This window comes from Flavobacteriales bacterium (assembly GCA_016699575.1).
In the GTDB taxonomy this organism is placed as follows: domain Bacteria; phylum Bacteroidota; class Bacteroidia; order Flavobacteriales_F; family PHOS-HE28; genus PHOS-HE28.
In genome coordinates, this window is sequence record CP064979.1 from 2,412,379 (window position 1) to 2,425,985 (window position 13,607).

Annotated in this window: 9 protein-coding genes; 2 read left to right on the forward strand and 7 right to left on the reverse strand. The window is 60.9% G+C overall.

Annotated elements, in window-relative coordinates; translation table 11 throughout:
- Positions 1–4: 4 nt before the first annotated feature.
- From IPJ76_09945 to IPJ76_09965, 5 genes are all read right to left on the reverse strand, one after another.
- Positions 5–649 carry a hypothetical protein gene (locus IPJ76_09945; protein ID QQR84943.1) on the reverse strand — a complete coding sequence of 215 codons (645 nt, stop codon included), beginning with the start codon at positions 647–649 and terminating at the stop codon, positions 5–7.
- Positions 650–711: 62 nt separating this feature from the next.
- Complete coding sequence (locus tag IPJ76_09950) at positions 712–1,155, reverse strand: hypothetical protein (protein QQR84944.1); 444 nt, start codon at positions 1,153–1,155, stop codon at positions 712–714.
- Positions 1,156–1,250: 95 nt separating this feature from the next.
- Positions 1,251–3,035, reverse strand: a complete 1,785-nt coding sequence (locus tag IPJ76_09955; GenBank protein ID QQR84945.1) for a sodium:solute symporter — start codon at positions 3,033–3,035, stop codon at positions 1,251–1,253.
- Between the two features lie 54 nt (positions 3,036–3,089).
- On the reverse strand, positions 3,090–3,461 hold the full coding sequence (locus tag IPJ76_09960) for a four helix bundle protein (GenBank protein QQR84946.1): 372 nt from the start codon (positions 3,459–3,461) through the stop codon (positions 3,090–3,092).
- A gap of 42 nt (positions 3,462–3,503) precedes the next feature.
- Positions 3,504–6,116, reverse strand: a complete 2,613-nt coding sequence (locus IPJ76_09965; GenBank protein QQR84947.1) for a PIG-L family deacetylase — start codon at positions 6,114–6,116, stop codon at positions 3,504–3,506.
- A gap of 410 nt (positions 6,117–6,526) precedes the next feature.
- On the opposite strand from IPJ76_09965, the gene IPJ76_09970 reads away from it, so the two are divergent.
- Positions 6,527–6,880, forward strand: a complete 354-nt coding sequence (locus tag IPJ76_09970) for a four helix bundle protein (protein ID QQR84948.1) — start codon at positions 6,527–6,529, stop codon at positions 6,878–6,880.
- Positions 6,881–7,006: 126 nt separating this feature from the next.
- On the opposite strand, the gene sppA is transcribed toward IPJ76_09970, so the two are convergent.
- Positions 7,007–8,854, reverse strand: coding sequence for a signal peptide peptidase SppA (gene sppA / locus IPJ76_09975; GenBank protein QQR84949.1), 1,848 nt, complete (start codon positions 8,852–8,854; stop codon positions 7,007–7,009).
- 221 nt (positions 8,855–9,075) lie between these two features.
- Between sppA and IPJ76_09980 the strand changes: the two genes are divergently transcribed.
- Complete coding sequence (locus tag IPJ76_09980; protein QQR84950.1) at positions 9,076–12,534, forward strand: VCBS repeat-containing protein; 3,459 nt, start codon at positions 9,076–9,078, stop codon at positions 12,532–12,534.
- On the opposite strand, the gene IPJ76_09985 is transcribed toward IPJ76_09980, so the two are convergent.
- Positions 12,531–13,592, reverse strand: coding sequence for an ATP-binding protein (locus tag IPJ76_09985; GenBank protein QQR84951.1), 1,062 nt, complete (start codon positions 13,590–13,592; stop codon positions 12,531–12,533). The genes IPJ76_09980 and IPJ76_09985 overlap by 4 nt on opposite strands.
- Positions 13,593–13,607: the final 15 nt, after the last annotated feature.

Consider the following 13,607-nt stretch of genomic DNA (forward strand, 5'->3'; position numbering starts at 1 on the left):
GCGGCTACTGCACGTAGTAGCGCACGAGATCCTTTCGGACGCCTGTTCCTGATGCCACGTAGTATGCGTCATCGCGGACCTTGCCCACGCCGGGCGCCCACCACGTCACAAGGTCGCGATCAGTGGGTGGTACGCCTATGGTGCCCAATTGCGTCAATTCGCAATTGAGACTGTGGGCATTAAAGGTCCCCGCCGCAACGCTGATGGCCGTTGTTGCAGAGGACAAATACCATTCGTACTGGAAGACGAACGGATCAGCATAGGTCCAAGCGACCTGGTCGAAAACCCCATAGCGGAAAACGATCCTCCCATTGCCATCCACTATGCAGTCAGCTGAATCGCGCCGCAGTTCCTGCATGCCCGGAATAACGGTGCCGTTCACAGCTTTGGACAGAACGGCGTAGGTGACCCCGTTCACATCCGTCGTGCCCGACACGAACAAGCTGTCGTAGTTCGCCGTCACGCCGGACACGTTCCCTGCAGTGTCCAAGTTGCTGCGCTGATAGACCCAATAGTTGCCGACGGCCAACTTGCTGAAGTCGGAGATGCCGTGTGTTGGTCCCGGCGCAGGTGACGGTGCGGGGTCCTCATCCTTGCTGCACGCGCCAGCGGCGAGCGCGAGGACCAGAAAAGGGAGCAGGGTTCTCATGGTATCGGGATTTGCCGCTTTGAACGGCAGACCCCGCCCCGTATTGCCCAGGGCCCATCGCTTCAGTCCCTCCTGAACCGCGTCACGCTCGCGCTGGTTCCGCTCAGCACCCGCAGTGCGTAGCGCCCTTGCGGGAACTGCGACACATCAACGGTGAGCAGGCAGCGCCCGGCCTTCGTGCTGAAGGACTGCATGCGGAGCACGTCGCCGCGTTCGTCGAGCACGTCCACGCTCAGCGTGCCTGCGTCGGAGCGCTCAACGCTGATGATGAACTGTCCGGTGGGCGCGTAGTCCTCGTTGCGCCCGTCATCGCTGATGTGCACCACAGTGGGCGTGTTGTGCGGCGCCGTGCGCACGGTGGCGGGCATGCGCGGCGCATCGTTCAGCACCATGCCCATGTCGTCATTGCGCATCAAGGTGCGCCCTCCGCTTTGGCCGTTCATCACGCTGGCAATTCCAACGGATGCGAAGGCCGTCAACGAGCGGAGCTTTTTCCCGGTCTTCATGTCGTTTCGTTTTTGTTGGCCGCAAAGGGACGGTGGCCACGTAACGGCAGTGCTAAGCAGCGGACAAGTCGAAGGCAAAAAGCAGGTGGTGCGTCTTAAGCCTGCGCGACAGGACGCTGTTGCGGTAAGGCCGCCTGCAGCAGCAAGGCCAGTCCGATCACAATGGCCGGTGCAAGAAGGTTGTACCACAGGAAGGCGATCTCCAGCGGGTCGTGCAGCACTCCATCGGCATCCTTCACGGCGAACACGTTGTAGCGATCGAGCACGAAGTGCACAGCCACGAGCACCTGCACTACTGATCCGGCGATGAACACCGCCGTTCCACGCACCCACTTCACGAAGAAGGCCAGCAGGAAGATCCCCAGGATGGTGCCGTAGAACAGCGAACCGAGGATGTTCACCGCTTGGATCAGGTTCTCGAACAACGAGAACACGGCGGCGAAACAAAGTGCCAGCACACCGAACGCAACCGTGGCCCACTTGGTGGCCTTCACATGCTCCGCGCCTGTTCCGCTCTTGTGGAGGATATCCACCGTTGTCGTGGTGGCCAGCGCGCTGAGCTGCGAGCTCGTACTGCCCATGCCCGCACAGAAGATCATCGCCAGCAACAAGCCCACGATGCCCACCGGCATGTGGTCCATAATGTAGCTGATGAAGATGTAGTCCTTGTCGTTCGGCTCCGAACCGGGAACGTTCGCCTTCACCAGCTCCCGGTACTCTTCCCGCAGCGACTTGTCGCGTTCGAGGGCGGTTGATAGTTGTTGGTTGATGGTTGGTCGGCTGCCTTCCGGCGACTCAACCCAATCGTTTGCGTAGCCCGCCAAGGCAGCCGCATTCTGCGCGTGCATCGCCTCCACGGCGTCCGCCGCTCTCCAAGTCTCGGCGCTCACGACGCTTGCATTCTCCTCTGTGCTCCTCCGTGCTCTCTGTGCCTCTGTGGTAAGGTCTTCCACGTTCGCCTTATTCCAATGCACCGGCGCCGGCGTGAACAGGTAAAAAACGAAGACCATCACACCGATCAGGAGGATGAAGAACTGCATTGGGATCTTCAGCAGGCCGTTCATGAGCAGGCCGTTGCGCGCCTGCTGTGGCGTTTGCCCACTGAGGTAGCGCTGCACCTGGCTCTGGTCCGTGCCGAAGTAGGACAGCTGCAGGAAGAACCCGCCGATCAACCCGCTCCACAGCGTGTACTTCTCCTTCGGGTCCCACGAGAGGTTGATCACGTTGAGCTTGCCCATCGCACCGGCCAGCGCCATGCTCTCACCGAAGCTGGCCACATCGCGCAACTGGTAAACGATGCAGCCGAACGCCACGAACAGCCCACCGAACATCACGGCCATCTGTTGCTTGTGCGTTACGCCCACGGCCTTGGCACCGCCCGTGGTGGTGTACAGGATCACCAGTGCGCCGATGAACACGCACGTCCAGCCCAGCGGCCAACCGAGCATGGTGCTGAGCACGATGCTTGGCGCGTAGATGGTGATGCCGGTCGATAGCCCGCGTTGGACAAGGAAGAGGATGGCGGTGAGCAGTCGCGTTTTCTGGTCGAAGCGTTTGCCGATGAACTCGTACGCCGTATACACGTTCCACTTGTAGAAGAGCGGGATGAACACGAAGGCGATGACGATCATCGCCAGCGGCAGGCCGAAGTAGAATTGCACGAAACCCATGCCGTCCAGAAAACCCTGACCGGGCGTGCTGAGGAAGGTGATGGCGCTGGCCTGCGTGGCCATCACGCTCAGCATCACGGCCCACCAGCGGTCTTCGTTGTCGCCGCGCAGGTAGCGGTCAACGGTGTTGGTCCGCCGCGTCTTCCATACGCCATAGCCCACGATGAAGCCGAGGGTGGCGAGGAGGATGGTCCAGTCGAGGGGGTGCACCGAGGAATGAAAAATGAAGAATGTAAAATGTATAAGGGCGAATGGCCGCAGTGGTTACTTGCGCGGGTTGTTGCGCTCGGCGGTCTTCACGCTTGCGGTGAAGATGGCCACCAGTTCACCGCATTCCTTGATCAGCCAAGCGTGGTCAGCATGGCCCGCGTCCATCGTGCCCGCCAAGACCTGCACACGCAGATTGCTCTGGGATTCGCGCAGCTCTTTGAGCGCCACGCTCATTTTATGGATGAAGTCGCGCGGCGACTCGGCGCCTTGTACTTCGCCGTAGTGCAGCGCAGGCGCCGTTCCACTTCTCAGCAGTTGCCCTGCGAGGTGGTTCCCGGATCTGGTGTTCGGCATGTTGTCCGTGTGCTTCACCACTGCCGCTGCGAACGCAATGCACCTCTCTTCAATATCGTACTTCCGTTCCATGCGTCAGCCGTTTTCCATTCTACATTTTACATTCTGCATTCTTCATTTCACCCTTCCCGATATCAAATTCGCGAACAGCCGATACGCACCCGGCACGCCCGCCGGCAGCTGGCGGAAGAAGCTGATGCCGGTGTACACGTACCGGCCTTTGCCCCAGTCGCAGGTGATTAGGCCGCCGGTAAGCGGGTCTTCGCCGGGATCGTTCCACGCGATCAGCGGTGTGTAGTGGGTACCGAAGTCGCTGGCGAAGTAGAGACCACGTTCCTGCACCCAGCCATCGAAGTCGGCGGCGGTGATGGTGTTGGGTGTATTGAGCAGCGGGTGCTTGGGGTCGAGGAAAGTGGGCGGCGCTTCCTCCACTGTGACACGACCGCGACTGATGGTGAACGGATGTGGTCCCAGCGTGGCCGGATCGATCTGGAAATCGCTGGCGCCGGAGAAGAAGCGCGGCGTGGTGTTGTACTGCACGATGAGCGTGCCGCCTTGCTCCGCGTATTGCAACAGCAGCGGGTGCAGTTCCTTCATCCCCTTGGTGGCATTGTAGGCGCGGATGCCGGTGACGATTGCGTCGTACTTCCGCAGTTCTTCCAACTTGGCTGAAGCGGGCTCGATGAATTCGACGACCACACCGAGCTGCTCCATGGCCTGCGGCACATCATCGCCCGCGCCCTTGATGTAGCCCACGCGTTTGGCGGTGGCTTTGACGTCCAGCGGCACCAGCTTCACCTCGGCGGGCGTGTAGTACACCTGCGGCATGATGTGCGGATAGTCGATCTCGTGCAGGGTGCGGTCGGCCTTGCCCTTCGGACCGGAGAACTCGAACTTCACGGCACCCGCTTTCGCATTGGCACCCGGGATCAGCTGATAAGTGAACCGCTGCCGCTCGTTGCGCTTGGCGATGTTCACAAGCTTCAGGTCCTTCGTTGTGGCCCATCCTTCGGGCAAGGTCACGTTCACCTGGCCCACAAGGCTGTCCGTCAGCGCCTCGACTTCCACCACCACTTCCTGCGGGCCCCCGCGTGCAATGAGCACATCGGTTCTCGGGATCACGGAGGCCACGGGCGTGACGTACACCGGGCGGATGCGTTCGCCATCAACTCGGTCGACCCATTTGTAGTAAGGTCGGGAAAAGCCACCGAAAAATCGATTCTGCCCAGCCGAAAAGCCATAGCTCAAGAACAACCAAGATTCGAGCGACGCGGAGACCCGCTCTGCGGGACTCATCGCCTCGTACAAATACGCGGTTCGCCCTTTGTTCGCTCCCTCGCAGCAGCTTCCGGCGCGACGGATCTGGTCGGTCCTGAACTCTATCGTGTCGCGCGAGACTTGGTTTTGGATGAGTTCATCGTTGACATTGGAAGAGATCTCACCCGCAAGAGCAGCCCCTTGGAATCGAATACCCTTTGAGGCCGTTCGTAACAACCCAGAAACAACGATGCGGCCTGATGTGCTGATGTACGGCTGGTCGCATAGGCCCTCGAAGCTGATACCCGCACATGCCAGAATCAAAGGATCCAAGGCCTCATGCTTGTCCCATCTACGTGCGAGTAAAGCTTGCTTGCCTTGCGAGGTCCTTCTTATTGCTGATAGAGCCTCAGAAGTGTCGCCCGGTGAATTGCCAAGTATTCGCAAGACTTCATTGGCCAGCAAGGGATCGCTCTCGCCACGCATGCGGTACAGCCGGGGTAGGCTGGCCTCTGGGTGTTTCGGGTCGAACGAGTCAACAAGGGAGTCAATCGCAAGTCCTATCCGCTGTTCACCGAGATCACCCCACGTCATATCGATTCCTTCGAAAATGTCCTTGGTCTTAGGCCGGTCTCCTTTGATGAATTTGAGGTACTCGAGCAGCTCGCCACGCGTTTCGGCGGCACCGAAGCCCTGGCTCTTGTGCATGCTGCGGCTGCGCCCGGCGATCTCCGTGTAGCTGAGGCCCAGCAGCGGATCGTAGCCGCCCACGTCAACGCTGAACCAGTCGGGGTCGTTCTTGGCGATGTCGGCCAGGTCCTTCTTCCACCAGGTGCTGCCGTTGAAGAGGAGGCGGCGCGGCTGCCACACTTCCAAGCCTTGCTGCAACTGCTCGGGGAAGGCCTTGGGGTCACCGGCCAGGTCGAAGGCTTCCTCGGCGAGGATGGCACTGGCCTCGTGGTGGCCATGCCCCGCTGACCGGTCAGGCGCGAACCGCGTGATGATGATGTCCGGCCGGAACATCCGGATCACGCGCACCACATCGCTCAGCACTTCCTGCTTGCCCCACTTCTCAAAACTCTCCGCGGCGCTCTTGCTGTAGCCGAAGTCCACCGCGCGGGTGAAGAACTGCTCGCCACCGTCAATGCGGCGCGCCTCCAAAAGCTCTTGCGTGCGGATGATGCCGAGCGCGTCGCCCAGTTCGGGGCCGATGAGGTTCTGGCCGCCATCGCCGCGCGTAAGGCTCAGGTTGCCGGTGCGCACTTTCTTGCCGTTGGCCAACCACGCGATCAGGCGGGTGTTCTCGTCATCGGGGTGGGCAACGATGTAGAGCACGCTGCCGAGCACGTTGAGCTTCTGCATCTTGTGCAGGATCTCAGCGGCGTTGGGTTGTGCGGGGGGGCGTTGGGCGACTGCTACAGGTGCTGTGCCCAGGAGGAAAGTAAGCGCGAGCAGGGGACGAAAGTGCATGGGACCAAGGTAGAGGGCGTCCCTGGCCGTTGGCCATTGGCCGATGGCTATTGGCTTGTACTGCGATCGGCGCGGGAGTGCATGGAATGCAAGTAGGGCGGCGTTTTACAGTTCGCCTCTTGCCGTTGGCTCTTGGCCTTTGGCCTGGACTGCGATCCGTGAGGGTGTGCGCGGAAGGCAGGTGGTGCGGAGTTGTGCTGTTGGCCATTGGCTTTTGGCCCGTACTGCCTATCGGTGAGGTTATACGTGGATCGCAAGTGGGACTGCTGGTTGCGCAAAGTGCACAGCGACGGGACCGCGAGATGGCCTCTTGTGTCCGCAGCAGTTCACTTTCTTGCACAAAGGAGCCAATGGCCAAGAGCTAACGGCCAATGGCGCTTCGTTCCATCTTCGTTCAAAACGACCACCTCATGAAGGACTTCAAGAAACTTGAGATATGGCAGCTAGGAATGAGCATCGCTGATCGCGTGTATGCCGTGTTCGAGGAGCTCCCGTGGCAGACGACCATGAAGCTGAAGGACCAAGCGACGGCTGCTGCGGTTTCGATCCCGTCCAACATTGCTGAAGGCAATTCGCGCCGGAGCGAAAAGGACAAATACCGCTTTCAAGAGATAGCGCTGGGCTCTGCCTTCGAGCTGCAGACGCAACTGCTGCTGGTTGAAATGCGCGGCTGGCTGCCCACAGGCCGATTGACCGAGCTCCTTGCCGATGTTGAACTCGAGCAGAAGAAGCTTCAAGCCTTCATGGCCACTCTGAACCGTTGAAGCGCCGCTACCTACCGCATTGCGCCGACGGGCCAACGGCCATTGGCTAATGGCTATTGGCCCCTCGGCGCAACAAGCGCACTACGCGCGCCGACCTTGCTCCATGCGGATCGGCCGCGGTGGCTGCTAGTAGATCGACAGCTCGAACGGCATACGTGCCTGCAGACCGCTCATGCGTTTCACCTCTGTAATGCGCTTGAGCAACGCCGCTGTTTCGGCATCGTCGCCCAGGACTTGTTTCGTCATGCTGGACTTGGCTTCCACGTTCAGTTCCTCCATCAACTGCTTGAAGAAGTCCTCCTCTTCGGGGAAGTTCTTGGCCTTGGTGCTCGCCGGAAGTCCTGCTAGTTCCTTCGCCTTGGCGATGGCGTCCTCCAGGCCGCCCAGCTCGTCCACCAGGCCGTTCTGCTTCGCGGCCACGCCGGTCCATACGCGGCCTTGGCCCACGCTGTCCACCATGGCTTCGTTCATCGCGGCCACACCGGCGCGCGTGCGACCATCGCTCACGCGCTTCTTGAAGGTGTTGTAGAAGTCATCCACGTAGCCTTGGATGATGAGCTTCTCCTCCTCGGTGAGCGCGCGGCTGGTGGTCATCATGCCGGCGTACTTGTTGGTCTGTTCGCCATCGAAGGTGATGCCGAGCTTGTTGTTGAAGAAACCTTGCATGTTGGGGATGATGCCGAACACGCCGATGCTGCCGGTGATGGTGGTAGGCTCCGCGTAGATCTTGTCGGCGCCGCAGCTGATGTAGTACCCACCGCTGGCGGCCACATCGCCCATGCTCACCACTACGGGCATGCGCTGCTTGGCCAGTTCCACCTCTCGCCAGATGACGTCGCTGGCCAAGCCGCTGCCGCCGGGGCTGTTCACACGGAGCACCAGCGCCTTGATGCTGCTGTCCTCGCGGGCCTCGCGGATGGCGGCGCTCAGCGTGGTGCTGCCGATGCTGCCGTCGGTGCTCTCGCCGTCGATGATATCGCCCTCGGCATACACCACGGCAATGCGGTCCTTGGCGTTGCCGGTTGACGTGCTGTCGGTCGTGGCCTTGCGCTTCACAAAGACCTTCTTGTACTTGCCCAGCTCAACGAAGTTGATCTCCTTGCCAGCCTCGAGCCCGGCTTTGGTGCGCAGGATGACGAGCACTTCATCGCGGTACTTGGCACCGTCGATCATACCTGTGGAGACGGCGTCCTCGGCGCGGCGCACCTGAAGGTTCTCGGCGATACCATCGAGCTTGGCGGCGTCCATTTTCCGGTCGGGCGCCACGGTGGCCAGGTAAGTGTCCCAAATGCCATCGATGAGCTCTTGGGTCTGCTTGCTGTTGGCGGCGCTCATCTCGCTTTCGGTGAACACCTCGCCGAAGCTCTTGAACTTGTTGTTGCTGCCACGGATGAACTGCACATCGATATCAAGCTTCTCGAACATGCCCTTGAAGAACATGTACTCGCTGCGCAGGCCACGGAAGTCGAGGCCGCCTTGGGGCGTCAGGTAAACCTCATCGGCCACGCTGGCCATGTAGTAGGTGCGTTGCGTGTAGTAGTCGGCGAAGGCCACAACGGGCTTGCCACTAGCTGCTTTGAATTCCTTCAGCTCCTCACGGATCTCGTGCATGGTGGCCATTCCGGCGGGCACCATGGTCAGATCGAGGAAGATGGCCTTGATGCGATCGTCATCGGCGGCTTTCTCAATGCTGGCCAGGATGTCGTTCAAGCCCTGCTTGCCGCTGCCCTTGAACGGACCGAAGTTGAAGTTGATGTCCTGATCGCTGCCGCGGTCCACGATCTCCTGATCGAGGGTGATGTGCAGGATGCTGTTGTCCTGCACCTTGGTGGGTTTGCCGCTACCGAACGAACTGCTGTCGCCGAAACTGGCCAGGCTGCTCACCAAGGCTACAATGAAGATGAAGATGAGCACCACCCCGATGATGAGGGTGCCGAGCATGCTGGCGAACATGAATTTGAAGAACTGTCCCATGGTCTTGCGTTGAGCGGGTTGCCCCTTGTGGTTGTTTGCGCAGCGAAAATGGAAGATGCTGCATACGGCGCACCTGTCCGATCCATGAGCGGTGGGCGAAGGGGTACGGTTGGTCCGGGCTGGCAGCCTTTCCCAGGGCATTCACATGATCTCTCGCCCAAGTGCTCGTTTCCTGGCCTGCTGCGCACCACCTTCGCGCTCGGCACTCGTCCATTCGTCCCATGCACATCGCCCGACCGGTCACGCTCCTTCTTGCCCTGCCCGTACTGTTGGCGGCCGCCTGTGGTGGTGGTGGCCCCGACCAGCCCAAGCAGGATACCGCAGCGGATGCCCCCCTGCTCCGTCCAGTGCCCGCCTCGGAAAGCGGGCTCGCCTTCAGCAATGCCATCACCGAGACCAGCGATCTCAATTACTTCACTTACCAGTACATGTACAACGGCGGTGGCGTGGCCGTTGGCGACCTCAACAACGATGGCCTCCAGGACGTGTACTTCACCGGCAATCAGGTGCACGACAGGCTCTACCTGAACAAGGGAGGCTTGAAGTTCGAGGACGTTACCCGGGCTGCCTTGCCATTGGACACGCTCGGTTGGCGCACCGGCGTGAGCATGGCCGACGTGAACAACGATGGACTGCTCGACATCTACGTGTGCCGCAGTGGGCCAAGCTTCGATCCCGCCCTGACGACAAACCTGCTCTACATCAACCAAGGTCCGGACGCCAAGGGTGTGCCCGCGTTCACCGAAGAGGCTGAGCGCTACGGCATCGCGGACACCACCCATAGCACGCAGGCCGTGTTCTTCGACATGGACAGCGATGGCGACCTCGACCTGTACGTGATGAACCATCCGCATCTGCACGAGCGCGGCATGAGCAACGTGGATGCGATGAACGCCATCCGCAACCGGACGGCACCGACCAGCCGATTGTTCCGCAACGACCTTCTCCCCTCCACCGGAGTGGCCGGGGGAGGCCATGGCACCTTCACTGACATCACCTACGAAGACGGGATGCAAACGTTCGCATACAGCCTGGGCGTGAGCGTGAGCGACCTGGACCACGACGGCAAGCCCGACCTGTACGTGGCCAACGACTACGACATCCCCGACCTGATGTACATGAACCAGGGCAACGGCCGCTTCCTGGAGCAGGTGCAGGCGCGCACGGGGCACATGAGCAACTTCGGCATGGGCACCGATGCAGCCGATTACAACAACGACGGCTGGGCCGACATCGTGGTACTGGACATGACCGCCGAGGACCACGTGCGCAACAAGACGAACATGGCCAGCATGAGCCCCGCCAAGTTCTGGAACAACGTGCGCGGCGGCATGGGCTTCCAGTACATGCTGAACACGCTGCACCTGAACAACGGGCCGCTGCCGCCGGGCTGCACGCCGCCGGGCGCGCCGTTCGGTGGATACAGCGGCATCACCTTCAGCGAAGTGGGCCAGATGGCGGGCATGGCGCGCACCGATTGGAGCTGGGCGCCCCTGTTGTGCGACCTGGACAACGACGGTTGGAAGGACCTGGTGGTGACCAACGGCTTCAAGCGCGACATGCGCAACAACGACTTCGTGCGGAAGTTCGAAACGTACGTGGACACCGCACGGCAGAAACACACCGCCGACCTGCTCGAACTGGTGCCCAGCAACAAGCTGCGCAATTTCCTCTACCGCAACAAAGGCGACCTCACCTTCGAGAACGTCAGCGAGAAGTGGGGCTTCACCGAGCCGGTCAACAGCAACGGCGCGGCCTATGCCGACCTGGACAACGATGGCGATCTGGATGTGTTGATCAACAACATCGACGCGCCCGCTTCGCTGTACGAGAACACCGCTACCCAACAGCACTCCGAGCGGCATTGGTTGCGGGTGAAGCTGAACGCCTTGCCGGGGCGCTCGGCCTTTGGTGCCAAGGTGACGGTGAAGACCGACCTCGGTGCGCAATACCAAGAACTCTATCCTGTGCGCGGCTACCAGAGCTGTGTGGAACCGGTGCTGCACTTCGGGCTGGGTGAAGCGAAGGGGGTGTGGAAGATCGAGGTCGTTTGGCCTGATGGTCGATCACTCTTCCTGCACAACCAAGCATTCGATACTTCGTTGATCATCCATGATGATGGTCGGGAAATGATCACCGGGGGGCCACTAGCTTCGGAAGGCACCAATACTGTTGGCAGGTCGTTGGACCCCGCCTCCATCGGCCTCGACTTCCGGCACGAAGACCCGCCCTACGACGACTTCAAACTGGAGGTGCTGCTGCCGCATCAAATGAGCATCCTCGGTCCGATGCTCGGCAGTGGCGATGCCAATGGCGATGGCTTGGACGACCTTTTCATCGGCGGTGGTCACGGACAAAGCGGCGCGCTCTACTTGCAGCGTCGCGATGGGAACTTCGTGAAGGCTTCTGCACAACCCTGGAGCGCGCACGCTGCCATGGAGGACATGGGTTCATTGTTCTTCGATGCCGATGGCGATGGCGACAACGATCTGCTGGTGCTGAGCGGCAGCAACGAGCACGATGTGCTGGGCGAGTTCTTCCTGCAACGGTTGTATACCAACGACGGCAAAGGAACCTTCACATATGCGCCTGACGCGTTGCCGCCCATGGCCACCAGTGCCCAGCGCGCTTGCGCTGGCGACGTGGACCGCGATGGCGATCCCGACCTGTTCATCGGGGGAAGGCAGACACCCGCGCACTATCCCTTCGCGCCGCGCAGCTACTTGCTCCGCAACGATGACGGCCGCTTCACGGACATCACGGAGATGAGCGGGAACGTACTGATGGGACCGGGCATGGTGACGGATTGTGAATTCGCAGATATGGACGGTGACAAGGACCTGGACCTTGTGCTGGTGGGCGAGTGGATGCCGGTGTCCGTGTTCCGCAACACGCAGGGCGTCTTCTTCAATGCAACGGAAGAGCTTGGCTTCACGGGCAGCAATGGCTGGTGGAGCAGCTTGGCCGTAGCCGATATGGACGGCGATGGCGACAACGACCTGGTGACGGGCAACCTTGGCTGGAACAGCAAGTTCAAAGCGGACAAGGAGCATCCGCTGCATGTGTACTGGGCCGATTTTGACGGCAACGGCCGCAGCGACATCGTACTGAGCAAGGAGAAGGACGGCAAGAAACTACCCGTGCGCGGGCGCGAATGCAGCAGCCAGCAATGCCCCATGATCCTGGAGAAATTCCCCACCTACGATGCCTTCGCGCACAGCGACCTGGAAGGCATCTACTCAGCGGAGAAGCTCTCATCGGCTTTGCACCTCACCGCCACGCTCATGCACAGCGGGATTTGGACGAACAACGGAGGAACGTTCGCCTTCAAGCCGTTCCCTAACATCGCGCAAGTGGCGCCCATCAACGGCATCATTGTTCACGATGTGGATGGCGACGGCAAGCAGGACGTGATCACTGCGGGCAACAATTGGGGTGCGGAGGTGGAGACCGCGCGTTACGACGCTGGCATCGGCTGTGTGCTGCTCAACAAGGGCGATGCGGGCTTCATTCCAATGACTTCCCAGGCGAGCGGTTTTTACGCCAACGGGAACGTGAAGGACCTCGCCTTGCTGAAGACCACTGGCGCACCGCTGCTCGTGGTCGCCAACAACAGCGATGTGCCGGGCGTGTTCAGGCTGAATGCAACTGGCGGTGGGAAACTCGCGGCCGTGCGTTAGGCGCCCTTCAACGTGAAGGTGAACACCGTTCCTTGGCCCTCGGTGCTGCGTACGGCAATGCTCTGGTCGTGTGCGTCGATGATGTGCTTCACGATGGCCAGGCCGAGGCCACTGCCACCCTCGTTGCGCGCGCGGCTCTTACCCACGCGATAAAAGCGCTCGAACAAGCGCGGTAGGTGTTCCGCTGCGATGCCGATACCGTTGTCCGCGACCTCCACCACCACCTGGCCGGTCTCCACCCGGTAGGCGTTCACCGTTACGTTGCCCCCGGGGCGGCCGTAGTAGATGGCGTTGTTCAGCAGGTTCATGAACACCTGGGCGATGCGCGATGGGTCGCATTCCACCATCAGCGGCCCATCAAGGCCGTTCTTCAGGACGATGCCCTTGGCGGTGGCTTGTTGCTCGGCGTCCTTCAGCTCTTCGTTCACCAGATCGTGCAGGTCGGCGCGCTCCATGGTCATCTCCATCACACCGCTTTCCAGCTTGGCGATCATGTCCATGTCCTCCACGATCTTGCTGAGGCGGTCGGTGCTGCGCGCTGCGCGTTCGAGGAAGTCGCGGTTCACTTTCGGGTCTTCCAGGCCGCCATCGAGCAGGGTGAGCACGTAGCCTTGGATGTTGAAGATCGGTGTCTTCAGCTCATGGCTCAGGTTGCCGATGAACTCGCGCCGGAACTGTTCCCGCTCGCGCAGCTCCTTGATCTCCGCTCCTTTCTCCTTGGCCCAATCCTCCACCGTGGCCTGCATTTGGCCGAGCACATCGGTGGTCATATCAACGGCTTGTCCGGTGGTGCCTTTGTTGGTCTTCAGGTCGTGCACCATCCGGAACAGCAGGCGGATGCGCGCATTGATGAACCGCTCCAAGGCCACCATCACCACGGTGTAGCCGGCAGCGAACGCCACGGCTGCCAGGAGCAATGCCCACCATGGGCTCACGTCAAGACCAAGCTGGTCGCCCAACACCAGGGCCAGCACGCCGACCAGAATGGCCACGAACGCCGCCGCCACCAGCGCCACCTGGCGCGGGGTCATGGTGTCGATGGAGCGCTCCTTGGCCATGGGAGCGCAAAGCTA

What these genes read in the sequence shown, in the direction of transcription:
- IPJ76_09950 (QQR84944.1), bottom strand. Translation starts at nt 1,155, where the DNA reads ATGAAGACCGGGAAAAAGCTCCGCTCGTTGACGGCCTTCGCATCCGTT.
- IPJ76_09965 (QQR84947.1), bottom strand. Translation starts at nt 6,116, where the DNA reads ATGCACTTTCGTCCCCTGCTCGCGCTTACTTTCCTCCTGGGCACAGCA.
- IPJ76_09985 (QQR84951.1), bottom strand. Translation starts at nt 13,592, where the DNA reads ATGGCCAAGGAGCGCTCCATCGACACCATGACCCCGCGCCAGGTGGCG.
- IPJ76_09945 (QQR84943.1), bottom strand. Translation starts at nt 649, where the DNA reads ATGAGAACCCTGCTCCCTTTTCTGGTCCTCGCGCTCGCCGCTGGCGCG.
- sppA (QQR84949.1), bottom strand. Translation starts at nt 8,854, where the DNA reads ATGGGACAGTTCTTCAAATTCATGTTCGCCAGCATGCTCGGCACCCTC.
- IPJ76_09980 (QQR84950.1), top strand. Translation starts at nt 9,076, where the DNA reads ATGCACATCGCCCGACCGGTCACGCTCCTTCTTGCCCTGCCCGTACTG.
- IPJ76_09960 (QQR84946.1), bottom strand. Translation starts at nt 3,461, where the DNA reads ATGGAACGGAAGTACGATATTGAAGAGAGGTGCATTGCGTTCGCAGCG.
- IPJ76_09970 (QQR84948.1), top strand. Translation starts at nt 6,527, where the DNA reads ATGAAGGACTTCAAGAAACTTGAGATATGGCAGCTAGGAATGAGCATC.